The sequence below is a fragment of the Desulfobacula sp. genome (assembly GCF_021107415.1).
Genome location: NZ_JAIOSW010000408.1, coordinates 1 through 25075, shown reverse-complemented (window position 1 = coordinate 25075; position 25075 = coordinate 1). Strand labels below are relative to the sequence as shown.

Annotated in this window: 21 protein-coding genes; 15 read left to right on the top strand and 6 right to left on the bottom strand. The window is 42.2% G+C overall.

Translation table 11 applies throughout. The features are described from left to right. On the top strand, positions 1–722 hold a 722-nt coding region (locus K8S13_RS20660), incomplete at its 5' end, for a sigma 54-interacting transcriptional regulator (protein ID WP_291465568.1). Positions 723–743: 21 nt separating this feature from the next. After that, complete coding sequence (locus K8S13_RS20655; RefSeq protein ID WP_291465566.1) at positions 744–1292, top strand: archaemetzincin family Zn-dependent metalloprotease; 549 nt, start codon at positions 744–746, stop codon at positions 1290–1292. Here K8S13_RS20655 and K8S13_RS20650 read toward each other — a convergent pair. Beyond that, positions 1273–2190, bottom strand: a complete 918-nt coding sequence (locus tag K8S13_RS20650; RefSeq protein ID WP_291465564.1) for a glycine cleavage system protein H — start codon at positions 2188–2190, stop codon at positions 1273–1275. The genes K8S13_RS20655 and K8S13_RS20650 overlap by 20 nt on opposite strands. Before the next feature lie 16 nt (positions 2191–2206). After that, positions 2207–3112: a glycine cleavage system protein H gene (locus tag K8S13_RS20645; RefSeq protein WP_291465562.1), complete on the bottom strand. Its 906-nt coding sequence runs from the start codon at positions 3110–3112 to the stop codon at positions 2207–2209. A gap of 391 nt (positions 3113–3503) precedes the next feature. On the opposite strand from K8S13_RS20645, the gene K8S13_RS20640 reads away from it, so the two are divergent. Further along, positions 3504–4682, top strand: a complete 1179-nt coding sequence (locus tag K8S13_RS20640; RefSeq protein WP_291465573.1) for an ATP-binding protein — start codon at positions 3504–3506, stop codon at positions 4680–4682. A 52-nt stretch (positions 4683–4734) separates the two neighbouring features. On the opposite strand, the gene K8S13_RS20635 is transcribed toward K8S13_RS20640, so the two are convergent. Both K8S13_RS20635 and K8S13_RS20630 read right to left on the bottom strand, forming a co-directional pair. Beyond that, a complete protein-coding gene (locus K8S13_RS20635) occupies positions 4735–5595 on the bottom strand; it encodes a DMT family transporter (RefSeq protein WP_291465560.1) in 861 nt (286 codons plus the stop codon). Between the two features lie 7 nt (positions 5596–5602). Further along, complete coding sequence (locus K8S13_RS20630; RefSeq protein ID WP_291465559.1) at positions 5603–6538, bottom strand: LysR family transcriptional regulator; 936 nt, start codon at positions 6536–6538, stop codon at positions 5603–5605. 114 nt (positions 6539–6652) lie between these two features. Here K8S13_RS20630 and K8S13_RS20625 point away from each other — a divergent pair, with 114 nt between their 5' ends. From K8S13_RS20625 to K8S13_RS20605, 5 genes are all read left to right on the top strand, one after another. Next, a complete protein-coding gene (locus tag K8S13_RS20625) occupies positions 6653–7492 on the top strand; it encodes a DMT family transporter (RefSeq protein WP_291465557.1) in 840 nt (279 codons plus the stop codon). 125 nt (positions 7493–7617) lie between these two features. After that, the gene (locus K8S13_RS20620) at positions 7618–8517 is read left to right on the top strand and encodes a TRAP transporter TatT component family protein (RefSeq protein ID WP_291465571.1); all 900 of its coding nucleotides are present in this window, start codon (positions 7618–7620) and stop codon (positions 8515–8517) included. A 23-nt stretch (positions 8518–8540) separates the two neighbouring features. Next, positions 8541–9563 (top strand): TRAP transporter substrate-binding protein DctP, encoded by a 1023-nt coding sequence (gene dctP / locus K8S13_RS20615; protein ID WP_291465556.1) that lies wholly within the window; start codon positions 8541–8543, stop codon positions 9561–9563. Beyond that, a complete protein-coding gene (locus tag K8S13_RS20610) occupies positions 9553–10062 on the top strand; it encodes a TRAP transporter small permease (protein WP_291465554.1) in 510 nt (169 codons plus the stop codon). The genes dctP and K8S13_RS20610 overlap by 11 nt, the downstream gene beginning before the upstream one ends. Beyond that, positions 10059–11339, top strand: a complete 1281-nt coding sequence (locus K8S13_RS20605; RefSeq protein ID WP_291465552.1) for a TRAP transporter large permease subunit — start codon at positions 10059–10061, stop codon at positions 11337–11339. The genes K8S13_RS20610 and K8S13_RS20605 overlap by 4 nt, the downstream gene beginning before the upstream one ends. A gap of 47 nt (positions 11340–11386) precedes the next feature. Here K8S13_RS20605 and glnE read toward each other — a convergent pair whose 3' ends face one another. Then, positions 11387–14281, bottom strand: a complete 2895-nt coding sequence (glnE, locus tag K8S13_RS20600) for a bifunctional [glutamate--ammonia ligase]-adenylyl-L-tyrosine phosphorylase/[glutamate--ammonia-ligase] adenylyltransferase (RefSeq protein WP_291465551.1) — start codon at positions 14279–14281, stop codon at positions 11387–11389. A gap of 75 nt (positions 14282–14356) precedes the next feature. Then, the gene (locus K8S13_RS20595) at positions 14357–14695 is read right to left on the bottom strand and encodes a hypothetical protein (RefSeq protein WP_291465550.1); all 339 of its coding nucleotides are present in this window, start codon (positions 14693–14695) and stop codon (positions 14357–14359) included. A 455-nt stretch (positions 14696–15150) separates the two neighbouring features. Between K8S13_RS20595 and K8S13_RS20590 the strand changes: the two genes are divergently transcribed. From K8S13_RS20590 to K8S13_RS20560, 7 genes are all read left to right on the top strand, one after another. After that, on the top strand, positions 15151–15582 hold the full coding sequence (locus tag K8S13_RS20590; RefSeq protein ID WP_291465548.1) for a secondary thiamine-phosphate synthase enzyme YjbQ: 432 nt from the start codon (positions 15151–15153) through the stop codon (positions 15580–15582). A 35-nt stretch (positions 15583–15617) separates the two neighbouring features. After that, positions 15618–15764, top strand: coding sequence for a hypothetical protein (locus K8S13_RS20585; protein ID WP_291465546.1), 147 nt, complete (start codon positions 15618–15620; stop codon positions 15762–15764). Next, entirely contained in the window at positions 15761–17968 is a 2208-nt protein-coding gene (locus K8S13_RS20580) for a hypothetical protein (RefSeq protein WP_291465544.1), read from the top strand. Before K8S13_RS20585 ends, K8S13_RS20580 begins: the two co-directional genes overlap by 4 nt. A gap of 8 nt (positions 17969–17976) precedes the next feature. Further along, the gene (locus K8S13_RS20575; RefSeq protein ID WP_291465542.1) at positions 17977–19776 is read left to right on the top strand and encodes a hypothetical protein; all 1800 of its coding nucleotides are present in this window, start codon (positions 17977–17979) and stop codon (positions 19774–19776) included. A gap of 127 nt (positions 19777–19903) precedes the next feature. After that, the gene (gene carA, locus K8S13_RS20570; protein ID WP_291465541.1) at positions 19904–21046 is read left to right on the top strand and encodes a glutamine-hydrolyzing carbamoyl-phosphate synthase small subunit; all 1143 of its coding nucleotides are present in this window, start codon (positions 19904–19906) and stop codon (positions 21044–21046) included. Then, on the top strand, positions 21033–24263 hold the full coding sequence (gene carB / locus K8S13_RS20565; RefSeq protein ID WP_291465539.1) for a carbamoyl-phosphate synthase large subunit: 3231 nt from the start codon (positions 21033–21035) through the stop codon (positions 24261–24263). The genes carA and carB overlap by 14 nt, the downstream gene beginning before the upstream one ends. A gap of 19 nt (positions 24264–24282) precedes the next feature. Next, positions 24283–25075, top strand: a 793-nt coding sequence (locus tag K8S13_RS20560; RefSeq protein WP_291465570.1) for a class II glutamine amidotransferase, incomplete at its 3' end; no start/stop codon positions are given.

Sequence of the window (25075 nt, the reverse complement as noted above, 5' to 3'; positions counted from 1 at the left end):
GCGAACTCTTCGGTCATCAGAAAGGGGCCTTTACAGATGCCAAGGAAACCCGGAAAGGCCGCCTGGAACTTGCCGGCGGCGGGACATTGTTCCTGGATGAACTCGGTGAGATCAGCATGCGGATGCAGATTGATCTTCTCCAGGTTCTGGAAGATAAAATATTTTATAAGGTTGGGGGTACCCAGCCCATTACAGCCGATTTCAGGGTCATCGCAGCAACCAATGCAGATATTGAACAGGCCATTAAAAATCGGACTTTTCGTGAAGACCTGTATTATCGCCTGAATGTCATAACCTTTACCATGCCGCCGTTGCGGGAGCGAAAAGAAGATGTTCCCCTGCTGGCTGAGCATTTTTTGATGAAGATCACACAGGAGGTTAACAGAGGAGTGGAAAGAATCAGCAGAGATGCCATGGATGAACTCATGCTGTATGAATGGCCGGGAAATGTAAGGGAGCTTTCCAATGCCATTGAAAGAGCAGTGGTGGTCTGTAAGACCCGCACCATTACCCCCTTAGACCTTCCCATTGTAAAGACGCTGGAAAACGAACTGAAAAATAGGTATTTCTCACTCAATGATGTGGAAAAATACCATATTTCCAAAATTCTGGATGAAACCAGTTGGAATATTTCCAAATGTTCCGCCATTCTTGGTATTGACAGATCAACCCTGTACAATAAGATCAAACGATATGACCTGAAAGACAGCCGGTCCAAATAGCTAAGGTCCTAACATTGGCAAATGAATAATACCGATACTATTGTCGTTTCCCCAATTGGAGATATCCCGCTCTGGATGAGTGATACCATTGCAACGGATGTGGGCAAATTTTTCGGGTTCAGCGCCAGGGTGGAGAAGGTTTTAGATGATATCTTTTTTGCCTATGATGCAGAGCGCAATCAGTATCATTCAACAAAAATACTTGAGAAGCTGGAAAAAAATGCACCCAATGATTGTATCAAGATTATTGCAGTAACCAGGGAAGACCTTTTTATCCCTATTCTCACCCATGTCTATGGAGAGGCCCAGCTTGGGGGACAAGCCTGCATCATATCTATTTCCAGGCTGATTACCGGTCTTGAAGTCGAGATGATTAACAAGGGGTTCAACAGGATTGTGAAGGAAGCCATCCATGAACTCGGGCATACCTTTGATCTTCGGCACTGTGAAGATGAAAGGTGTATCATGCACTATTGCAGAAAGCTTGATGACGTTGACAGGAAATCAAATCGGTTTTGCCGGTATTGCAATGTTTTTTTGGCCGACAACATCAGGGATCTTTGCGGATAAAGAGCTTTAAGAGCGTGTCCCAGGAGATTCCGGGCAGGTTCCCGAAAAGATCGGAGCCCAGTCTTCCGCCGTCAGCTGCCGCAAGCTGTGTTTCTTCTTCTAAAAATGCATAGAGTCTGTCCACTTCCTTGTTCATGATTGATTTATTTGAATCCATGAACATCAATTGTTTCAGGTCTTGTTTCAGGTTCAGGCAATAAAGGTTTAATACCCATCCGTCTATATACGGATCATGGTTTATCAGGCCGGGATTTTTGCTCACCTGTGAATTGACTTGGGTGATCACTCCGCTGACAGGCGATAAAAATGATGCTTTATGCCCGTTTCTGGAGATATGAATAGTATTTTTCCCCTGGACAACCTGTTTGCCCATCAAAGGGGTTTTTATGGTGGTAAATTTTCCCAGAACCCTTGAAGCAAAATCGTCAATTCCGATGCGGACATTGTTGCGGTCTTCTATTTTCATCCATGTATGCCCTGGATGAAGATAATATCCCATGGGCAGGGACACACCACTGATATCATGAAACTCCACTGGTTTTAGAACTGTATAAACCTTGAACTGGTCATGGAAGTACTGATCAAATTCACAATCAATGCAATTATAGGTTTTAGGGCAGGCTTTAAAATCAATATGGCCTTTCATGTGATGGATACACGGTCTCTTTGCCAGGGGCTGCTTTCTAAGCTTTTCTTTCCAGAAAATAAGGTTGCCCCTTTTCCCCTTTAAGACCACGCCCTGTTTTTGACGATGCTCATTTTCATAGCAGGCTTTTCTTAAAGCCCGGTCAAATCTACAGGTTGTACAGGAAAAATCCTTTATACATATTTTTTTCTTTACCACTCCTGCCTGCATCCAGATACAGGCAGGAGTATTTTCTTTTACTCTTGTTTCCATTTGCAGCATCCTTTTTTTAAGTTCTAAGAAAGGTGTGGGTCAGGTTATGCCAGCCAAGGGTTGGCAGGTTTCCATATACATCCGCCTTTAAGAGACCGCCATCTGCGCTCAAAGGACCTGTTACCTTTTCAATCATTTTTTCAAGTATGGTCACTTCCTGTCCCAGCCATTCCACGCTGTCGTTGTCGCTTATAAGATCTTTAACGGTTCCCTTTATATCGGAGTTGTGAATGGTAAAGAGCCATCCGTCACCATAAGGATCGGTCCTTGAAAGATCCGGGGATTTCCTGATAGTGTTGTTGACCTCGGTGATGACCCCGTTTACAGGGGAGAGAATATCGGCTGGATTTTCTTTTATTTTCATGCCCCAGCCTACCTTTCCTTTGTTTAATTCCTGACCTGTCAGGGGCAGGTCAAAGGCATCCGGGCCGCCCAGCACCTTGAATGAGAAGTCATCAAGACCGACACGGATAAGGCCGCCACTGTCGATACTGGCCCAGGTATGACCGGTGTGAAAATAATATCCGTCGGCAATATCAAAGCCTTTGACTTCTTTCAAATACACCATGGAATGACCGATTTTCGGGGAAAGGGTGTCTTCAAAATACTGGTCAAAATCACAGCGCCGGCAATTATAGTTCATGGGGCAGACCCTGTTTCCAGTCCTGTTGGTCAACGCATGCCTGCAGGTTCTGTCCGTGCTGTCCCTGTTTCTCAGGGCGTCCTGCCAGGTGGTGTGTTTGCCGGCTACCGCCATTTTGGTCATGGAATCATCATACTTGCAATTGGTGCAGTCATAAAAGTTATTGCAGTTTTTCTTCTTTACAACACCTGCCTGCATCCAGATACAGGGATGATCGTTTTTGTCTTTTACGGCTTTCCAGATGTTTTTGGATTTTGCGGGTCTCATTAATTGTGTCATGGCCTTTTCTTCTTTTTATGAATTATTATTTTGCCTATTTACTAATTTTAATAAGAGCAAAAAGGATACCAGGCCGGGAAAAAAAACAAATATAAGGTTGAAACCCGCGTAAGTGTCTGGATTTGATATGCCTGACAGGACGGGTGCTGTAGAGTGGGAAATTTCAAATTGTAGGATTTCACCACAGCTCATATGACTCTTTGCAAATCAATGCGATGGAATCCACTTATCATCAAGCATCTTCACTGCTGTTGGATTTTTCAACACAGAATTCTAATTTTTCAACACTTTATTTTTTATCAACACCTTGCTTTCACAATTCATCCCGTGTTAGAAATTAATCATATTTCCGATTGCTTATAACCTTTTTTAAAAGGATGTGATTGTGAAAATGCCTGAAAAAGAGATTCAAGCCATTCTCAGTGGTATCAAAGATTTTGTATTAATCATATCCCCGGAAAGGGAGATCCTGGAAACAAATGCGGCTTTCTTAAAACATATAGGATGTTCCAAGGAGAATGTCATCGGCCGCAAATGTTTTGAAGTTCTAAAGGAAAATAAAAGAAAACCCAGCAATTGCCACAATATCTGCCCCCTTGAAGAAGTCATCAAGAATAAAAAACGTTGCCAGGTTGAGCTGACAAGGCTGGACAGTAATAACAAACCCCGATATACGGAGCTGACCATTTTTCCTATCTGGGAAAAAAAAGGAAAAATTGCCAAATTCATTGAAATCAGCCGGGATATTACCCAGCGAAAACTGGACGAAGACTCTCTTATCAAAATGGTGGAAGAAAGAACCCGCCAGTTGAAAGAAACCCATGAAAGGCTTCTTCACCAGGATAAAATGGCTTCTTTGGGTAAACTGTCCTCGTCTGTTGTCCATGAAATCAACAATCCTGTTGCCGGTATATTAAATCTTGTAATGCTCAGCAAACGGATATTAAAAGAAGACACTATTGATCAAAAAACGATTGATGTTTTTTTACAATACCTGGAACTGATGGAGACTGAAACACGGAGGATCAGCCGTATTGTCAGCAATCTTTTGGTGTTTGCCCGGCAATCGAAAATTGAACTGGTCAAGTTTGATGTCAACGATCTGATTGATCAGACCCTGATATTAAATTCCAACCTTCTAAAGATAAACCACATCCGTATCATAGAAGAACTTGAGCATAACCTGCCTTTGGTCAATGGCTCCGAGGATCAGTTAAAGCAGGTGCTGATGAACCTGATCTCCAATGCCGTGGAAAGCATGTCAACTTCCGGAACGAAGCATCTGACCATTAAAACCTTCAGTAAAAAAAATCAAAAAGCCATTGGACTGCAGATTAAAGATACCGGGTCCGGTATTCCAAAGGAAACCATATCAAACATTTTCGAGCCTTTTTTTACCACAAAGAAAAAAGGCAAGGGAGTGGGTCTGGGCCTTTCTGTGGTATATGGAATTATCCAGGAGCACGGTGGGAAAATTTATGTGGATTCCGCACCCGGAAAGGGAGCCTGCTTTTCAATCACCCTTTACCAGGACCTGGATTCCAAAAAAATGAGATCACGCCTGTCCTAAAAAAATCAGGCTTTCACTACACGACCCTCAACTCCACCATTCATCTCAATTTTTAATCAGATTTTGAATGAATGGCTACGAGTACGGCGGAAGACAAGATCAATGCAGTTCCTATCATCTGTAGCCATCCAATATGCTGTCCTAAAAAAAGTGCTGCAAGGACCATTGTCGTTACCGGTTCAAAGGTGGACAGCATGGATGCATTAACGGCACCGGACAATTTCATCCCCTGAAAATAGGTGTAAATGGCAACCACGGTTGAAAGAATGGCAATGGCCATGATATTCATCCAACAGAGACATGCCGTTGGAAAGAAAAATCCTGCCTTTATATTATAGAAAAGATAAAAGCATGCAGCAGAAGTAATGACAACAAGGCTGGATGTAAAGGCGTCGTTTCTGCTCATCACTCTGGCTCCGGCAATGGTATAGACTGAATAAATTACTGCTGCGCCAATCCCAAGCATGACTCCTTTCATGTTTCCATTGGTCTCAAGTCCGATGACCAGTATGGTTCCTGAAATAGCGCTGCATAAAGCAAAAAGTTTATTTTTTGTTAAGGTTTCATTCAAGAAAAAAACAGATAAGACGGCAACAAAGACCGGATATAGGTAAAGCAAAATTGCCACGAGCGATGGGGAGATGAGAGTTAGTGCCGTGAAATAGCAATATGATTGACCCGCATATCCGATCGCTCCCATGGCAATGAGCGTATAAAGGTCTTTCCCTTTTGGAAACCTTCTCTTTTGTAATACTGCAATGGGCAGCATGACCATCACTGCAATGACAAATCGGTAAAAAAGCAGGGAATGGGGGCTGATTCCGGATAGGTATGCAAATTTTGCAAAAATGGCCATGGCACCAAAGGATGCCGCTGAAATCAATATTAACCCGATTCCTAGTAAATGACTCATATTTCGTTTATTTCAAACTCTCTTTTGTCTTTATTTGTTTTTTAAAAAAGGATTGGAACGTTTCTTCAGTCAGGGTGGGCTTCTTGTCCCTGAGTTGTACAAGAGAAATTTTATTAATCACTTTTTCTTTTGTGGGGAAAATCGGAATTATTTCTCCTGTTTCAATTTCATCCCAGATTAGGTGATCTGCTGTAATGCCAAGCCCCATTCCAAGCCTGATACAGTTTAAGAGCGCCTGGTGGCTTTCAATGGCCATAATAATATTAAACCTTGGAATAGATTTTTTAAAATAATGCCAGAACCAGTGTTTCAGAATAACGGGCTCATGTTCGTCTGTAATAAAGTCCATTGACACAAGGGTTTCAAAAGAAATTTTTTTCTTCATCTTATTTTCAAAATACTCTTTTGAACTTGCCAGAACAAAGGTTTCTTCTGCCAGGGGGTCTATCTGGTAGTGTTCCGGTCTTCCAAAAAACTGGTCTTTGGCTGAAAAATAATCAATCACCACAAAATCAAGCAAGCCCTTATTTAACATATCTAAAAGCTGGTCAGGCTCTTCAAGCCTGACTCTGAAACTCACCTGGTTATACTTTTTTCTAAAGGCATGACAAATAGCCGGGAAATACGTTTTTCCAAATTCAAGGGGTGCTCCAATTCTGAGCAGTCCATAGGGCTGGTCCATTGGTTTTGAAATATTTTTTATTTCACTGCCTAAAGTTTCAATAAATGGTTTTACCATAGCAAACAATTGATCTGCTGCCCGGGTGGGAATAATTTTTTTGTGCCGCCTGATAAACAAAGGCGTTTTTATCTCAACTTCAAGTTTTTTTATATGCTGGCTTACGCCAGGCTGGGTAATATAAAGATTTTTTGCTGCCATATTCATGCTTTGCAATGAATAAACATGGTAAAACACTTTTAATCTGTTTAAATCAGGTATCATAATCAATACTTATTCAATGTATAATAAAGATTAATTTTACTGATTTATAACTTTAATCTACATTTAAAACAAGCAAAAGAAATATTTAGTACAAATACCCATGAGGACCAGCAAGTGTTACCGATTACATTATCCATATTTGCCTGTTTCGGCTGGGGCATCGCAGATTTTATAGGGGGCCTTAAAAGTCGAAGCCTGCCCACACTCAGTATTTTAATGATTTCCTCCCTTATGGGGACTTTTCTTCTTGGCATAATTATTTTGTTGTTGAATTCCCCTTTGCCCAATGATCCGCTGCTTTTCTGGGCCATTCCGGCAGGACTCATAGGGGTTGTTGCCATGTTTCTGTTATACCGCAGCCTTGCCGTTGGGACCATGTCCATCCTGGCTCCCATTAGTGCGACAGGTGTTATTCTGCCTGTCATATGGGGAATTTTTTTTGGCGATACCCTTTCCGGGTTATGCAGTTTGGGTATTGCCATTGCTATTTTGGGTTCATTAATGGCTGTCATGGAGAATGATCCGAAAAGAAAGAAAAAGAAGCTCACCAAGGGAGTCGGACTTGCTGCCGGCTCGGCCTTTTTAGTGGGATTTTATTTCATAACAATGGATGCAGCATGCACTCATCACCCGATCTGGGCATCCATGATCTCAAGATTATCAGCACTCATCATTTTAACCCCTTTGCTCTTTTTTACAAAAAATAGCGTTAACATCGGTAAAATTCACCTCCCCCTCATCCTTCTAATGGGCGCCATGGACACCATGGCAGCGGTTTGCTTTGCCGTGGCAGCCTCAAAAGGAATGCTCAGCCAGGTTGCCGTTATCAGCTCCCTGTATCCTGCAGTTACTGTTATCCTTTCAACGGTTATCACTGGTGAAAGGATACAAAAAATCCAATTTTCAGGTGTCGTTCTTGCCATAGCAGGTGTCACGCTTATATCTGCATTTTAATGATTTACTGTGAATCCCCGGTGAATACAATTGTTGCTTTTTTTTGCCAAACAAGTTAATTTTAAAAATATATGATAAGTGATTATTATTAAAATCCCCAAATAGATAAAGGATTTGATTTATTGATGATTCTTCACCGGATGTTGAACCATAATTTTAAACAATCCATATCATCTGTTGCTGTCTTTGTTTTTTGTATAACCAGTCTCTTTTTCTCGTCAGGATGCTCGGTCATTATGTCATCCGCCACATCAGACATGATGGAACATCTTTCCAGCACGATTTTAAACAATGACGATTTAACCCTGGTAAAAACCGGAGCCCCGGCCTATTTACTGATGATCGACAGCCTGATCAGCAAAGACCCGGAAAATGACACCCTGCTATCCACGGCTAGCATGTTGTACACAGCCTATGCTGATCTGTTTGTGAAAGATGTTGACAGATCCCGGAAAATGGCTGCCAAAGCCTTGAATTATGCCAATCGGGCTATCTGTCTTGAAAAAAATAATGCCTGTATGCTTAAATCCAAAACATTTGAAGAATTTGAAAAAATCATTTCAAATATGAAAAAAAAACATGTTCCCGCCCTTTTTGCCCTGGGTAATGCCTGGGCCGGCTGGATCATGGCCAATAAGAATGACTTTAATGCCATCGCAGACATGTCACATATTGAGCTGATCATGCAACGGGTGATTGAACTTGATGAAACCTATAGAGACGGTGCTGCCTATCTATATTTGGGAACATTGGCAACCTTGCTGCCGCCTGCTCTTGGCGGCAAACCCGAGCTGGGAAAACAATATTTTGAAAAAGCTGTTAAATTATCCCGGGGAAAAAATCTGATGGTAAAGGTTCTTTATGCAAAATTGTATGCAAAGATGATATTTGACAGAAAGCTTCATGATCAATTGCTCAAAGATGTAATAGCTGCCGATCCCTATGTATCGGGATATACCCTCATAAATATCCAGGCCCAGATACAGGCCAGAGAATTGATAGACGGCGCAGATGACTACTTTTAAATGATATTAAACCGGAGATATATATGATTTTGAAAATCCTTAAGCGACTGGTATTGATACTGTTTATTATACTCACAACAGATACTGTCTATGCTGTCAAATTAAAAATTGCCACCCTGTCGCCTGAAGGCCCCATGTGGATGGAAAAAATGCGAAAAGGTGCAAAACAAGTTGCCCAAAAAACCGAAAATCGTGTGATATTCAAATTCTATCCCGGCGGTGTCATGGGCAATGATAAAACGGTTTTGAGAAAAATCCGTATTGGTCAGCTGCACGGTGGAGCTGTTGTGGGCGGAAGCCTTTCCCAATTTTTCCCGGCAAACCAGATCTATGCACAGCCTTTGAAATTTAAAAATATTGAAGAAGTGGACTATGTCAGAAAATATATGGACCAGTATATCATTGACGGCCTTAATAAAGCAGGATTTGTGACTTTCGGGCTCATGGGCGGCGGATTTGCATACATTATGTCGCAAAAACCCATTGAGACGGTGGAGGATCTAAGAAATCAGAAAGTATGGATCCCGGACAATGATAAAATCAGTCGGAGTTCCATTAAGGCCTTTGGCATCACCCCTATTCCTCTGCCCATTGCCGATGTGCGGACCAGCCTCCAGTCCGGTCTGATTAACACGGTGGCAACCTCTACTGTTGGCGCTATTGTACTGCAATGGCACACCCAGATTAAATATGTAATAGACATGCCCCTGATTTATGTTTATGCCGTACTTGCTATTAATAAAAAGAAATTTTTAAAAATTGCCGAACTGGACCGGGAAATCGTCACACACGTCATGACCAAAGCATTGAAGGAAATTGATATTCAAAACAGGGTGGATGATATCAAAGCAATCCAGACGTTAAAAAACAGGGGGATAACCTTTATCACACCTTCGCAGGATGCCCTTGTCAACTGGCACAAAGTAAGCAGTAATGCATCGGAAAAAATGGTCGAGGCCGGAATTCTGCCCCGGGATGTAGTTGATCAACTGGATGCACATCTGACAAATTTTCATTTAAAAGCACACATCACCAATGACCAGTAAAAAAACGTCTTTCACCCAAATAATCATTACTATTCTTCAAAAAATTGAGGACAGTATTCTGATCGGGCTTCTACTCTCCATGATCTGCATGGCTGTACTGCAAATTGTCATGAGGAACCTGTTTGACGCAGGAATTCTATGGGGTGACGAACTTATCAGGGTATTGGTCTTATGGATCGGTCTTATCGGTGCAATGATTGCCAGCAGAAACAATCATCACATCAGCATTGACGTAATATCCCGATATCTTCCTGACAGAATCAAAAAACTGACAAATCTCATGACGGCCGTCTTTACGTCACTGGTTTGCGCCGTGATGGCATATTTCAGTCTTGTATTTGTGATGATGGAAAGAGAGGACAGCCTTATGGCATTCGCAGCTATCCCGGTCTGGGTCTGCGAAAGTATTATCCCGATTTCATTTGCCATTATCAGTCTCAGATATATCCTTTTTTCTTTTACCCACTTGGTTAAAATATTTAAGCAAATCCCGCAATGATAATTTTAATCATAACTATACTGATTCTTTTAGCTCTTTTGGGCGCACCGCTTTTCAGCATTATCATTGCTGCCGCCATGACGGGTTTTTATGTTGCTGATATTGATTTGTCCGTCATGGCCATAGAGCTGTATCGCATTGCTGACACCCCGATTCTCCTGGCGTTGCCCTTGTTTACCTTTGCAGGATATATGCTTGGGGAGAGCAACACCTCAGGACGTCTTGTCAGGCTGACCCAGGCCTTTTTGGGATGGATGCCCGGAGGACTTGCCATTGTTGCATTTATTGTCTGTGCCCTTTTTACAGCTTTTACAGGAGCCTCCGGTGTCACCATTGTTGCCATGGGGGCCTTGCTGTATCCTGCTTTGAAAGAGGCGGGTTATAAAGACAAATTCAGCCTTGGGCTTGTAACGACTTCCGGGAGCTTGGGACTTTTGCTTCCCCCGTCCCTTCCCCTGATTCTATATGGGGTAATCGCCCAGCAAATGAGTTCAGGACAGGAGATCTCAATTGAAAAATTATTTATTGCCGGCATCCTGCCTGCTGTTTTAATGATACTGCTTTTATCCTTATGGAGCATCTGGGCCAATCGGAAAAATCCTGTCCCTTTAACATCTTTTTCTTTAAAAAAGGCTTTATCCGCTGCCCGGGAGGCTATTTGGGAAATTCCTCTACCCATATTCGTATTTGCAGGCATTTACTCAGGATTTTTTGCAGTTTCCGAGGCAGCTGCCGTGACAGCCATGTATGTGTTAATCGTGGAAGTCTTTATTTATAAAGAAATCAGGCTGTCCCAACTTGCTGCCATCATCAGGGAATCAATGGTGATGGTGGGAGGAATCCTTTTAATCCTGGGGGTTTCCCTAGGCTTTACAAATTACCTGATTGATGCTGAAGTGCCCATGAAGTTGTTTGACTTTTGTCAGACCTATGTGACCAGCAAACTTGTTTTTTTAATTCTTTTAAATATATTTCTTTTGATTCTCGGGGCCATGCTGGATATTTTTTCCGCCATCATCATCATGGTTCCTCTTATGCTGCCTGTTGCACTGGAATACGGCGTTGATCCCGTTCATCTGGGTATCATTTTTCTTGCCAATATGCAGATCGGATATTTCACCCCACCTGTGGGGATGAATCTGTTTATTGCCGGGTATAGATTTAATAAACCCATCATGGACATTTACAAGGCCACCATCCCGTTTATGCTGGTACTGCTTTTAGCCGTCCTGATTATTACCTACTGGCCCTGGCTCAGCCTTGTATTGATTTCTTAATTTGGACCCAACCTAAAACCGCTAATTTTCTGGTTTTCATTCAGATACTAATTTGCTAAATATCGATCATATAGATCAATGACATGATTTCTTATTTCTGAAAAATGACTTTGAGGAAGTTCAAGGCTCTTTTCCTGGAGGTTGAGGCTGTGTACGGCTTTTCGCATGACAAGATAAGCATTTTGGAGTCCTTCACTCTCGTGTCCTGTAATAATCCCTTCTACATCAAGGCTTTCCAGAAGCCGGATATTATCTGTCCAAATACTAATATCGGGATACGCATGGGCGTTTTTTAAAATTAAATATTGAACCAGAAACTCAATATCTACAATACCGCCCCTTGACTGCTTTAAATCAAAAAAATCTTTTTTATATTTTAAACGCTCTTCCCGCATTCGTTCCCGCATATCACCGACTTCTTTTTTTAACACTTTAATATCCCTTTTCCCTGTCAAAATAGTCTTTCTGATCTCATCGAACCTTGAACAAAGCTCTATGTCGCCCGCAACAGGTCTGGCCCGGATCAATGCCTGATGTTCCCATGTCCAGGCCTGGTTTTTCATATAATCTTCAAATGCGTCAATATGGGAGACGATCATCCCTGAATTACCCCCGGGTCTCAACCTCATATCTGCTCCATATAAAGTGCCGGCAGGCGTATGCATGGTTAAGACATTGATGATTCTCTGGCCCAGGTTTGAATAAAACCGGATGGTATCAATACTCTTCTTTTCCTTTCCTTTTGTAACCCCTGATTCTCCCTTATGCAAAAAAACAATATCAATATCTGATTTATATCCCATTTCAAATCCGCCTACTTTGCCGTATGCAATAATGGCAAACCCGCAGCAATCAATATCTTCACCCGATAAATCTTGCGGAAACCCATATTTTTGGGTCACAATTTTCCATGAACTTAAAAGCACCTGGGCAAGAACGGTCTCTGCAATATATGTCAGATGGTCACTGACTTTCATCAATGGATAATTTCCGCTTACATCTGCAGCAGCAACCCGCAGGTAATTAATTTGCCTGAAAACACACAATTCCTCGATCAGAAACTCAACATCAGCTGATGGGATACCTGCCATACGGACCTCCATCTCTTTTTCCAGGGCCTGTTTATCAGGAGGGAAATAGAGTGTGGCAGGATGCATGAGTTCATCCAGCAATGCAGGATGATTTGAAAGGAATGTAATGATCCATGGACTTTTCTGAGCAAGGGTGATCAATGTTTCCAATGCACTTTTGCTTTCTATGAGCAAAGACAAATAGCAGGTTCTTCTTTCAATGGTGATAATCAGGTCGATTAATTTGACGAAGATACCATCGGGGTCATTTTGCCGGCCAATTTTTCTAACCAGAACCGGAATCAGTCTTGCCAGTTTTTTCCTTCCATTGGATGTCAGTCTTTTGGTATTGGGATGTTCTTCAAAAGACCTTAAAATGCTTAATACCCTGTCAGGATCTTTAAAACCGGCAATGGCTATGGAATCTGCGGCAAACTGGGGATCATTAATATTGATCCATAACTCTTTAAGATTCTGTGTCTCTTTATCCGGTTTTTCCTCTTCTTCTGAAACCAGCAATTGACTGAAATGATAGTGAACCCTTTGCATATGATAATTCAAATTTTTAACAAAATCATCCCATGCATCAACTCCCATGGAAAGCGCCAAAATTTTTCTCTGGTCTTCTTTTTCAGGGATATCATGGGTTTGAAGGTCAGCATAGGCCTGAAGCCTGTTTTCAACCAGCCTTAAGAATACATACGCTTTTTTCAGATCTTTTTTTGTTGCCCCGTCAATGCAATGATGGGTTTGTAACAGATCCAAAACCTTTAAGATCTTTCGTTCCTGGAGTTTGGGCTCCACACCGCCCCTGATCATCTGAAACAATTGCCCGAAAAATTCTATTTCCCTGATACCGCCGGCGCCCAGCTTTATATTGTTTTTTAATTTTTTATTTTTTACCTGCAGGGTAATTCTCTGCTTCATATCCCTGAAGGAATCAAAAGATCCGTAATCAAAGTACCGCCTGTAAATAAAGGGATTTAAAACTTTCAAAAGCTTAAAGCCTGCCTCAATGTCCCCGGCAATCGGCCTTGCTTTTATCATGGCATATCTTTCCCATTCTCTTCCCTGGGCCTGATAATACTCTTCAAAAGCAAAACTGCTCATCACCAGGGGCCCTCCATCACCATAAGGCCTTAACCGGGTATCAATCCTGTAAAAATTGATTTCATGGTATCCGGCTGAAAAAAACTTTAAAAACCTGCGGCATACTTTTGTGAAAAACTCTTCATTGGAAATAATATTTTCCCCGTTTGTATATCCTTTTTTAGGATAGACGAAAATAAGATCAATGTCCGAAGAAAAATTCAATTCCCCGGCACCCAGCTTACCCATGCCCAGCACGGTCATTCCCTGAAAATTTCCTTCGCTGTCCACAGGAATCCCATAGGTTTCACAAACCTCATCATAGATAGCCGTCATGGTGGTATCAACAATGGCATCTGCAAGAAAAGAAAGATCGCTAAGCGTTTCGGAAAGCCTGGCTGCGCCTGTTAAATCACGCCATGCAATTCTTATGGTTTCATACAACTTGGTCTGTAAAAGGATCTCCTTGATCGCTGCCACATCCATGTCTTTGGAGATTTTTTTTTCAAGCCTTGCCTCAATCGTATGTTTTGAATATGATTTGAGCAGGTCTTTTGAATCAATAAGATCCTTATAAATACCTGGATTTCTAGTAAAACTTGATGCAATAAATTCGCTGAAAAGGAAAATTTTTATAAGATTAGATTCTAAATCAGGGTCCGGATCAATTTGAAGCCCGGACTTTTTCAGGCTTTCTTTAAAAGAATCAAGTCTGTTTTTTACTATTTTTATAAGATCTTCATCAAGATCGGGGAATATCTTGTCAATTTTGCTATGGTCCATTTATACCCTATCCTTACAGGTTAAATAAATAGCACCATAATATTGCCAACAATTTTTATCAAGAACACAAATGAATTAAGCCACTATCAAACCCTTTTCCGGATGGATGTCAAGCCCGATAACATAATGATCCTTAAATCCAATGGTGCTGTCCTTGGTGATATATTTTATTCTGGTATCCTTTGATTCTGCCGGAATTGATTTATCCAGGCAATGATACCTGATACTAATAATATCGCCTTCTTTAATATTATCCAATGCCTCGGACCCTTCTTTAATGACAGCAAATATCGGTTCAGAAATACTTTTTCGAATCCTGAACTGATAAAGAATTTTTGGGTGATTTAATTTAAACTCAGCACTGTAATATTCTCTTAACTCGCCTTCATTATGATTCTCAAAGATGAATCCCATTCTTCCTCCTGCATTTGAAATATTAATAGCTGATCAATTCTCACATTTAATAGCATTACATTTTTTGTGCCAGAACAGACAATCATTGAAAACCAATTGATTTTATTAATAAAAACAGGCGTGCTCCAATTTACCCTTACTTTTTTTGCTCGATTAATTTATTTTTATTTCATCAGGATGATGATATTTCATAATAATCATGCCAGGAAAAAAATTGTTGTGGTTACGATTTCAGGTGTTTAGCGTTAAATTCATCTTGATTTCAATAAGGGGTAAAACAGCTACTGTGAGTTACAAGCTTATTAATTTACCCTTGTACATGGTTGAGGAAGCACTGCGAATAGTAGCCGAAGGGTTATAATTTTCTCGCTTCATCCTCCCTTTTTCTTGACAAAAGACTGATATCGCTGCCAAAGTGCTAAAAAGACCATTTCATCCATTAAAAGGAGAGTGCAATGTCAACAAAAACATTTTTTGATACCATTATCCTGCATCAGGAGACCGGCCCGGGAATAAATGATATATCTTTTGATATTGATCGTATTATAAAAGAATCGCAGATCAAAAATGGTACTGCACACGTTACCGCCATTGGCTCAACCGGCTCTGTCACGACCATTGAGTGTGAACCCGGTGTCATTGAAGACCTGAAAGATGCCATCAACCGGATTGCCCCTCCGGATGCCCAGTACAAGCATGAACTTGCCTGGCATGACGGAAACGGCCATTCCCATGTCCAGGCAGCCATCATTGGACCTTCCATTGTCGTGCCCGTCAGAGATAATAAAGCCCAGCTCGGCACCTGGCAGCAGATTGTGGTGATCAATCATGACAATCACGCCAGAAAAAGAATTGTTGAAGTGATGATTTGCGGCATTGAGCTTTAAAAATTTATAAATACTGTTTAAATCAGGAAATAATTATGAAAAAATTTATCATTTATTTGGTTGTTTTGTCGTGTGCAACTTCTCTTTTTGCAGAACCTTTACCACATCAAAAAGTTCCTGATCCTTTAAAACCATGGATTGACTGGGTGTTGCACGGAGAGGAAAAAAAAATTGCCCCTTGATTTATAACAGACTTTCAAAAAAAGTATGCTCATGGCCGTCTAAGCTTAGACTTGATTTTAATGAAAAGGATGCTTTTTTCTCTCAAACCTGGGAAATATATTCTAAAAAAATATGGGTGAAACTCCCTGGAAATCATAAATTCTGGCCGGACAAGGTTAGAGTTAATGATAAAGAATGGCTTGTGGGTGTACGAGGAGGGTATCCTGCAATTTTTATAGAGACCCCTGGAAAGTATATAGTAACAGGAGTTTTTTATTTTGATACCCGGCCTGAATGGGTTCAAATACCTGCACAAAGCGGTTTGTTGAATTTATCAGTACAGGGGAAAAAAATTGCTTTTCCACATTTGGACAAAACCGGCAGGCTCTGGCTCAAACATGGTCAGGATGAACTTGAGGCACAAAAGAGGGAAAACCGGTGTAATGTGCAGGTACACCGGTTGATCAAGGACGATATCCCTTTACAGGTTGTAACCCATCTTGATTTATATATATCCGGCAAACATCGTAAAATACGTATTGGCAGGATCGGTACCAAAGATTTTATTCCTGTGAAACTTGAGAGCAAACTTCCTGTCAAGATTAAACCCGATGTTATATTACTCATACAGGCAAAGCCTGGAAAATGGCGGCTTAAAATTACTTTAAGGCATAAAGGTGTTGTAAAAACGCTGTCTCAAGCTTCTCTGGGAAATTTTAATACTGATAAAGAAATATGGTCATTTGAACCCCATAATTATTTGCGGTCAGTTGATATTAAAGGCCCTGCACAAATAGATCCCCAGCAGACAACGATGCCGGAAGTCTGGAAATCCTTTCCAGCATATTTAATGTTATCTAAAGACATTATGAGATTTGAAGAAAAAAAACGCGGCGACTCTCACCCTGCACCGGACAAACTTAATCTTAACAGAATTTTATGGCTTGATTTTGACGGCAGGGGATATTCTGTCAAGGATCGTATTTCAGGCACCATGACCACAGGCTGGCGACTTTCAATAAATCCGCCGGTTGAGCCTGGAAGAATTATGCTGAATGGGAAAGAGCAATTTATCACCCGGCTTGATGATTCCGGCAAAGCAGGTATTGAGATGCGTTATGGCAAGGTTAATATGACTGCTGAAAGTAGAATCAATAAATCGGGCTCGATTCCTGTAACAGGATGGGATCGGGATTTTCATTCAGTTGCAGGTGAGATTCATTTGCCTCCGGGATGGTCAATATTTAATGCATCCGGTATTGATACCATAAGAGAAACCTGGTTGAAGTCATGGAATTTATTTGATTGTTTTTTTGTACTTATCATCTCGCTTGGTGTGGCAAGGCTTAGATCATGGAGATGGGGCTTTGTTGCGTTGGTTGTTCTTGTTCTTATTCAGCATGAATCAGGTGCGCCATGCTGGATCTGGCTTCATATCCTGGCAGCGCTTGCTCTTTTAAAGGTTATCCCAAAGGGGAAGATATATTCTTTGATTAATAATTATCGGCTGGTCTGTATTGCCGGTCTGGTTATTATCAGCCTGCCTTTTATGATAAACCAGATAAAACATGGAATTTATCCCCAGCTTGAATATTCATGGCGTGCAATGGACAGGACATTACAAAAGCGGCCCCAGGCACCGGCATCGACTGTGGTGAAGCCCCAAGCAAGACCCGCGGCTCCTCTTAAAAAAATGATTGGGAAAAGAAAAATAGCGGCTGAAAGGCTTGAAGACTCAGCCAGGTATGTAACGGATGAGATCAGGCAAAAACCATATTATCCAGGAAGCATACAGGCAAAAGCAGTTATAGTCGGAGTAAATGAGTTTGATTCCAATGCAAGAATTCAAACCGGTGCCGGAATGCCAACATGGAATTGGAATAAAGTTGAATTTTCGTGGAGTGGGCCAGTTAAAAGGGATGAAACAATGAAGTTCATTTTTCTATCTCCAAAAATTAATATGGTTCTTGGGTTTGTCCGGGTTATCCTGCTTGGTTTACTGATTTACGGAATTGCCGGAGTTAAATTTTCCAAGGGGAAGGGTTTTGATTACTCTAATATAAAACCAAGTGCTATCAGTGTTATTGTTCTAATGATTATTTGTCTGTTTTCTGCAATGCCTGCAAATGCTGAGAATTCATTTCCTTCAAAAGAATTACTTAATGAACTTAAAATTAAATTAATTGAAAAAAAAAGCCTCATTGTGCACCCAATTGCGCTGTAAGTCCACGAATGAAAATAGTGATAGACAAGCATAAACTTAAAATTGCAATGGAAGTCCACAGCCTGTATAAAAGCCTTGCAATTCCTTTGCCGGGGAATGCCAAACTATGGCTCCCCGAAACTGTTCTACTGAATGGAACTCCTGTTTCAAGCATGTATCGTGATCCGGACACAGGTTATTTATGGGTACGTGTGCCAAAAGGGATTCATACAATAAAACTTGCAGGAATTTTGCCTTTCAGAAGCATAGTGCAGATCCCTTTTCCTTTAAAACCAAATTATGTTGATATCACGGCTGATGACTGGAATGTGGAGGGGTTGCATTCAAATGGCGTTGTGGATAATCAATTACAACTTACAAGAATCAGCACTAAAAAGAACAAACCAGAAATTTTTGAAGCCGATCTTTTACCCCAGTTTATTGAAATTACAAGAATTTTTCATTTAGGGCTTACATGGAAAATAGAAACATTAGTTCAAAGAAAGACACCTGTGGGAGCCGCTGTTCTCCTTCAAATTCCATTGCTTAAAGGTGAAGCGATAACATCTGATATCCCTGTAAAGAGAGGAAAAATCCATCTCAACCTTGGGTCAAAACAGACCAGGACGCACTGGGTATCTTCCCTTGAGAAAACAGATCAACTCGTATTAAAAGCTGCTGATACCCTGGATTGGACTGAGATCTGGAAAATAAATGTGGGTACAATGTGGCATTCTGATATACAGGGCATACCTGTTATTCATCATCAGAGTCAGGAGGGCAGATGGTTTCCTGAGTTTCGACCATGGCCCGGGGAAGAGGTTGTCATTAATATAACACGTCCAAAGGGAGTTAAAGTACAGACCTATACAATTGAGAGCACTGTTTTAAAGTTAAGCCCGGGGAAAAGAATAACCAATGCAGAACTGGAATTAAACATAAAAAGCAGCCGCGGAAGCCGTCATGCCATAACTTTACCGCCTGGCTCCAAACTCCAGAATCTAATAATTAACAATAAATCTCAACCCATTAATCAAGAGGGTGATAAGGTTCTTTTACCTCTGGTACCAGGGGCACAGACTGTCAAACTTGCATGGCGGACATCAAAGGATATAGGCTTTAAATGGAAGGCCTCTGAAGTGGATATCGGGATTCCCAGTGTAGATTCATATATCTTTGTAAAAATGCCTCAGAATCGATGGATACTCTTTTGTTCAGGTCCTTATGTGGGTCCGGCAGTCTTGTTTTGGAGTTCAGTTTTCGTGTTATTATTATTGTCATCAGTACTTGGAAGGTTGAAAATAACACCATTAAAGAGTTATCACTGGTTTCTTTTGGGACTTGGTTTGACCCAGGCGTCACTTTTAGCGGTTCTGCCAGTAGCCGCATGGCTCCTGTCCCTTGGTCTGAGAATGAAAAACGGGAAAAAATTATCTGATACTGCATTTAATTTTATACAGGTTATTTTACCTGTATTGACACTTCTTGCTGTTATTGTCCTGTTTCATGGTATACAAAACGGACTTCTTGGATATCCGAATATGCAGATTGCCGGGAATGGTTCGCATGATCATTCTTTAAAATGGTATCAGGATATTTCTGGTAATACCCTTCCACAACCTGTGGTTTTTTCTTTATCCATGACAGTGTATCGTGTTTTAATTCTGGCCTGGGCACTCTGGATTGCATTTGCATTGATCAAATGGCTGCGCTGGGCTTGGGAATGTTACAGTACTGACGGGTTATGGCGGAAAGTTAAGTTTAAAAGGTTCAGAAAACCGAAAAAAAAAGAGTCTCAGGTAACACCTGATTTACCAGATAATGATTAGTTCAGGCAAGAACTAACTTGCCAAAATCACACCAATTGTGTTAATTGAATAGGCTCGATTTGCAAAAGAATTTTGCAAGTCCCAAAATTTATATTAGTTACTTTATATTAAACAGGTGTGAGTTTGTATGAAAGCATTATTAGCCCTTGAAGACGGCAGGATTTTTCCTTGCAGGAGTTTTACAGGACCCGGGGAATCAAACGGGGAAGTCGTGTTTAATACCAGCATGACCGGTTACCAGGAAATTCTGACCGACCCTTCCTATTATGGCCAGATGGTTACCATGACCTATCCTTTGATTGGAAATTATGGCATCTGCCCCGAAGACATTGAATCTGACAGGATTCAGGTGGCGGCATTTATTGTAAAAGAATACCAGGATTTTCCAAGCAATTTCAGATCCAAAGGAACGCTGGCAGATTATCTGATCAAAGGCCATGTGCTGGGGATTGAAGATCTGGATACCAGGGCCCTGGTCCGCCATATCCGAAAATCCGGTGCCATGCGGGCCGTCATATCCACCTCGGATCTTGATCCCGATTCCCTGGTTGAAAAGGCCAAACAGATCCCATCCATGCAGGGTAGTGATCTTGTGGGCTATGTCACCACAAAAAAGCCTTATTTCTGGAAATACAACCAGCCGGACTATATTGATATTGATAAATTACAAGACCCTTTAATCTGGCGTTTCAAAGGCAAGAAACATTCTGTTGTGGCCCTTGATTTCGGCCTGAAATATAATATTATCCGGTGCCTTGAAGAAGCAGGGTGTGAAGTGCTTGTGGTTCCGGCAACTACAGATGCAAAGACCATTAAAAATTTGAATCCCGAAGGTATCTTTTTGTCCAATGGTCCGGGAGACCCGGAACCTGTGACCTATGCCGTCGACACTATTAAAGAACTTCTGGGATTTGTTCCCATTTTCGGCATCTGTCTTGGCATGCAGCTTCTCGGCATTGCCATGGGCGGAAAAACAATGAAAATTAAATTCGGTCATAGAGGCGGGAACCAGCCGGTTAAAAACCTTTCAACCAGCAAGGTTGAAATCACCTCCCAGAACCATGGATTTGCAGTGGATTTAAATACCATTGGCAAGAACGATTCTGTTATGACCCATATTAACCTGAATGAAGATTCCCTTGAGGGCCTTAAGAATGATTCTATAAAGGCATTTGCCGTACAATATCATCCCGAAGCATCCCCGGGGCCCCATGATTCAGCCTATCTTTTTAACCAGTTTGCAAAAGTGATTGAAAATGCCAAAGCGTAAAGACATTAAAAAAATCCTGATCATTGGTGCCGGTCCCATCATTATCAGCCAGGCCTGTGAATTTGACTACTCAGGAACCCAGGCCTGTAAAGCCTTGAAAGAAGAAGGGTATGAAGTCATTTTGATCAATTCAAACCCTGCCACCATCATGACCGATCCTGAAACCGCGGACAAGGTTTATATTGAGCCTGTCACTCCTGAAACCGTTATCAAGGTCATTGAAAAGGAAAGGCCTGATGCCCTTTTGCCCACCCTGGGCGGACAGACCGGTCTAAACACAGCCATTGAAGCGGCTAAAACAGGTATTCTTGCAAAATATAATGTTGAGATGATCGGGGCTTCTGAAGAGGCCATTAACAAGGCTGAAGACCGTGAACTTTTCAGGAATGCCATGAATAAAATCGGCTTGAAAATCCCCAAGAGCGGCTTTGCCACCAATATCCAGGAAGTTGAAGACGTCTCAAAGCGAATCGGCTTTCCCATCATTGTAAGACCCAGCTTCACCCTTGGCGGAACAGGCGGAGGGGTTGCCTATAATATGGAAGAGGTTGTCCGCCTTTCAAAGGCAGGACTTGATGCCAGCCTCAATACCCAGGTCATGCTGGAAGAATCGGTCCTTGGATGGAAAGAGTACGAGCTGGAAGTCATGCGGGATCATGCGGATAATGTGGTCATCATCTGTTCCATTGAAAATGTGGATGCCATGGGCGTACACACGGGCGATTCCATCACAGTGGCCCCTGCCCAGACCCTTTCGGACAAGGAATACCAGAAACTTCGGGATGCCTCCATTGCTATTATAAGAGAAATCGGGGTGGATACAGGCGGATCAAATGTCCAGTTTGCCGTTAATCCGGAAAACGGGGATCTTATTGTGGTGGAAATGAATCCAAGGGTCTCCAGGAGTTCTGCCCTGGCCTCCAAGGCTACGGGATTTCCCATTGCGAAAATTGCTGCCAAACTGGCTGTGGGGTATACCCTGGATGAAATTCCCAATGATATCACCGGTGAAACCCTTGCCTGCTTTGAGCCGTCCATTGATTATTGTGTGGTGAAAATTCCCAGGTGGACCTTTGAAAAATTCCCTGAAACTGAAGATATTTTAAGCACTGCCATGAAATCCGTGGGGGAAACCATGTCCATTGGCAGAACGTTTAAAGAAGCATTTCAAAAAGGCTTGCGCTCCCTTGAAATCGGTCGTGCCGGGTTTGGGGCAGACGGAAAAGATCCGCTGCCCGGCAGTGTCAGCGGCAATGAATTGGAGTACAAACTTTCCACACCCAATTCCCAGCGGCTGTTCTACATAAAATATGCCATTGAACACGGCATGCCCATCACCATGATCTATGAAATGACGGGGATTGATCCATGGTTCCTCAACCAGATGAAACAGATCGTGGATCTTGAAAAACAGATAACACTTGCCGGCAAGGATCTTCCCCGGGATCTCTTTGAGAAAGCAAAAAAATACGGCTTCTCGGATAAACAGCTGGCACACCTTACCCGTCTGACGGAGAAACAAATTGAGCAGACACGAAAAGACCTTGGCCTTGTCCCGGTTTATAAGCTTGTGGATACCTGTGCTGCAGAGTTCAGGGCAGCAACCCCTTATTACTACTCCACCTATGAAACAGAATGCGAAGCAAGGGTATCGGAAAAACAAAAGGTTATTATCCTGGGCGGTGGACCCAACAGAATAGGTCAGGGCATTGAATTTGACTACTGCTGTGTTCATGCCTCCTTTGCTCTGAAAGAGGAAGGCGTGGAATCCATCATGGTCAACTCCAATCCTGAAACCGTGTCCACAGACTATGATACTTCTGACAAACTCTATTTTGAACCTTTAACCAGGGAAGATGTGCTTCACATTGTTGAAAAGGAAAAACCCTATGGGGTGATTGTTCAGTTTGGCGGACAGACTCCGCTGAACCTTGCCTCGGATCTTCAAAAAGCAGGGGTTCCCATCATCGGAACCAGCCCGGAAAGCATTGACCGGGCTGAAGACAGGAATCTTTTCCAGGCGATGCTAAACAAGCTGGGCTTGCGACAGCCTGAAAACGGAATTGCATATTCCTATGAAGAGGCAAGAAAGGTTGCAAGAGATATCGGATATCCGGTTATGGTTCGCCCCTCTTTTGTTCTGGGCGGTCGTGCCATGAAAATTGTGTATGACGAAGAAGATCTTGAAGAATATTTTAATCTGGCTGTCCAGGCGTCTCCTGACAAGCCGGTTCTCATTGATAAATTCCTTGAAGAAGCCATTGAACTTGATGTGGACGCCATCTCGGATGGTGAGAAAACCATTATCGGCGGTATGATGCAACATATTGAAGAAGCCGGAATTCATTCCGGAGACTCGGCCTGCGTGCTGCCGCCACACTCCATTCCTCAAGGACACATTGACGAAATGACAGACGCTGCCCGGGCCATTGCCAAAGAACTGAATGTTAAGGGCCTTATGAACATTCAATTTGGTATCATGAATGGCAAGGTATATATCATTGAGGTCAATCCAAGGGCTTCAAGAACCATTCCCTTTGTGTCCAAAGCCATTGGCGTTCCTCTGGCCAAGCTTGCCACAAAAATCATGCTGGGAAAAACCCTTGATGAACTGGGTTTAACCAGGGAAATTATCCCGCCTTACTATTGTGTGAAAGAAGCGGTTTTGCCCTTTGACAGATTTGATAATGTTGATCCGGTTTTAGGACCTGAAATGAAATCAACCGGTGAAGTCATGGGGATTGATAAGGACCTGGGTGCTGCATTTGCTAAAGCTCAGTTTGCAGCCGGACAAAAACTTCCCAGCCAGGGCACCGTCTTTATAAGTGTTCAGGACAAGGATAAAATGGCTGCCCTGCCGGTTGCTAAAAGCTTTCATGAAATGGGAATCACGATTATGGCGACAAAAGGAACTTCAAAATTTCTTAATGAGCATAATGTTCCAACTAAACTGGTTAAAAAAGTATCTGCCGGCCGGCCCCATGTTGTGGATGCTGTGACAAATAACGAAATTCAACTGATTTTAAACACGGGTGCATCAACCCAGACCAAACGGGACGGATATGCAATAAGACGTGCCGCAATTAAATATAAAGTTCCATATGCCACCACCACAGATGGCACAAAGGCCATCTGCAGTGCGATCCAGGCTCTGAAAAGAAAGGAGCTCAGTGTCAACCCCATTCAAGACTATCACCAGGAAAATGACCATGCATAATCCTTATATCCAAAATCCAATGATCAGGAGTGACAAGCCCAAAGATGAATGTGGTGTATTTGGACTGTATAAACATCCCGAAGCGGCTAAAATAACCTATTTCGGCCTTTATGCCCTCCAGCACAGGGGGCAGGAGAGCGCCGGCATCTCGGTAAACCGGGGTATAAATGATAAAATCTTCTCTCACAAGGGCATGGGGCTTGTTCCTGAAATCTTTAACATGGAGGATCTTGATCGAATTGAAGGCGGTTCTGCCATCGGTCATGTCAGGTATTCCACCACAGGAGATTCGGTTTTAACCAATGCCCAGCCCTTTGTTGTCAACCACAGGCACCGCTCCTATGCTGTTGCCCACAACGGGAACCTGGTGAATGCTCATATCCTCAAAGAAGAGCTCGAAGAACAGGGTTCCATCTTTCAGACCACCATGGACTCAGAGGTTTTCCTCCATCTTTTTATTAAAAGCCTGATTAAAGGGGATGTTGAGAGTGCAATTTTAAAGGCGGTTTCAAAAATTGAAGGGGCCTATTCCATGATCCTTTTAACCTGTAAGGGTGAAGTCATCGGTATGAAAGATCCCAACGGGTTCAGGCCTTTAGCCCTTGGAAAACTCAACGGCCATTATGTCCTGGCATCTGAAACCTGCGCCTTTGATCTGGTCCAGGCTGAATTCATCCGGGAACTTGATCCCGGGGAAATTGTCATTATTGATGAAGACGGTATACGAAGCATCAGACATCCCAAGGCTGCCAGGCATAAATCCTTGTGCATATTTGAATATATCTACTTTGCCAGACCCGACTCCACCATTG

Excerpts from the sequence above, each read along its gene's own strand:
- K8S13_RS20650 (WP_291465564.1), bottom strand. The coding sequence starts at position 2,190 with ATGGAAACAAGAGTAAAAGAAAATACTCCTGCCTGTATCTGGATGCAG.
- K8S13_RS20610 (WP_291465554.1), top strand. The coding sequence starts at position 9,553 with ATGACCAGTAAAAAAACGTCTTTCACCCAAATAATCATTACTATTCTT.
- K8S13_RS20635 (WP_291465560.1), bottom strand. The coding sequence starts at position 5,595 with ATGAGTCATTTACTAGGAATCGGGTTAATATTGATTTCAGCGGCATCC.
- carB (WP_291465539.1), top strand. The coding sequence starts at position 21,033 with ATGCCAAAGCGTAAAGACATTAAAAAAATCCTGATCATTGGTGCCGGT.
- K8S13_RS20575 (WP_291465542.1), top strand. The coding sequence starts at position 17,977 with ATGAAAATAGTGATAGACAAGCATAAACTTAAAATTGCAATGGAAGTC.
- K8S13_RS20620 (WP_291465571.1), top strand. The coding sequence starts at position 7,618 with ATGATTCTTCACCGGATGTTGAACCATAATTTTAAACAATCCATATCA.
- K8S13_RS20630 (WP_291465559.1), bottom strand. The coding sequence starts at position 6,538 with ATGATACCTGATTTAAACAGATTAAAAGTGTTTTACCATGTTTATTCA.
- K8S13_RS20640 (WP_291465573.1), top strand. The coding sequence starts at position 3,504 with ATGCCTGAAAAAGAGATTCAAGCCATTCTCAGTGGTATCAAAGATTTT.
- K8S13_RS20595 (WP_291465550.1), bottom strand. The coding sequence starts at position 14,695 with ATGGGATTCATCTTTGAGAATCATAATGAAGGCGAGTTAAGAGAATAT.
- carA (WP_291465541.1), top strand. The coding sequence starts at position 19,904 with ATGAAAGCATTATTAGCCCTTGAAGACGGCAGGATTTTTCCTTGCAGG.
- K8S13_RS20655 (WP_291465566.1), top strand. The coding sequence starts at position 744 with ATGAATAATACCGATACTATTGTCGTTTCCCCAATTGGAGATATCCCG.
- dctP (WP_291465556.1), top strand. The coding sequence starts at position 8,541 with ATGATTTTGAAAATCCTTAAGCGACTGGTATTGATACTGTTTATTATA.
- K8S13_RS20590 (WP_291465548.1), top strand. The coding sequence starts at position 15,151 with ATGTCAACAAAAACATTTTTTGATACCATTATCCTGCATCAGGAGACC.
- glnE (WP_291465551.1), bottom strand. The coding sequence starts at position 14,281 with ATGGACCATAGCAAAATTGACAAGATATTCCCCGATCTTGATGAAGAT.
- K8S13_RS20605 (WP_291465552.1), top strand. The coding sequence starts at position 10,059 with ATGATAATTTTAATCATAACTATACTGATTCTTTTAGCTCTTTTGGGC.
- K8S13_RS20645 (WP_291465562.1), bottom strand. The coding sequence starts at position 3,112 with ATGACACAATTAATGAGACCCGCAAAATCCAAAAACATCTGGAAAGCC.
- K8S13_RS20585 (WP_291465546.1), top strand. The coding sequence starts at position 15,618 with ATGAAAAAATTTATCATTTATTTGGTTGTTTTGTCGTGTGCAACTTCT.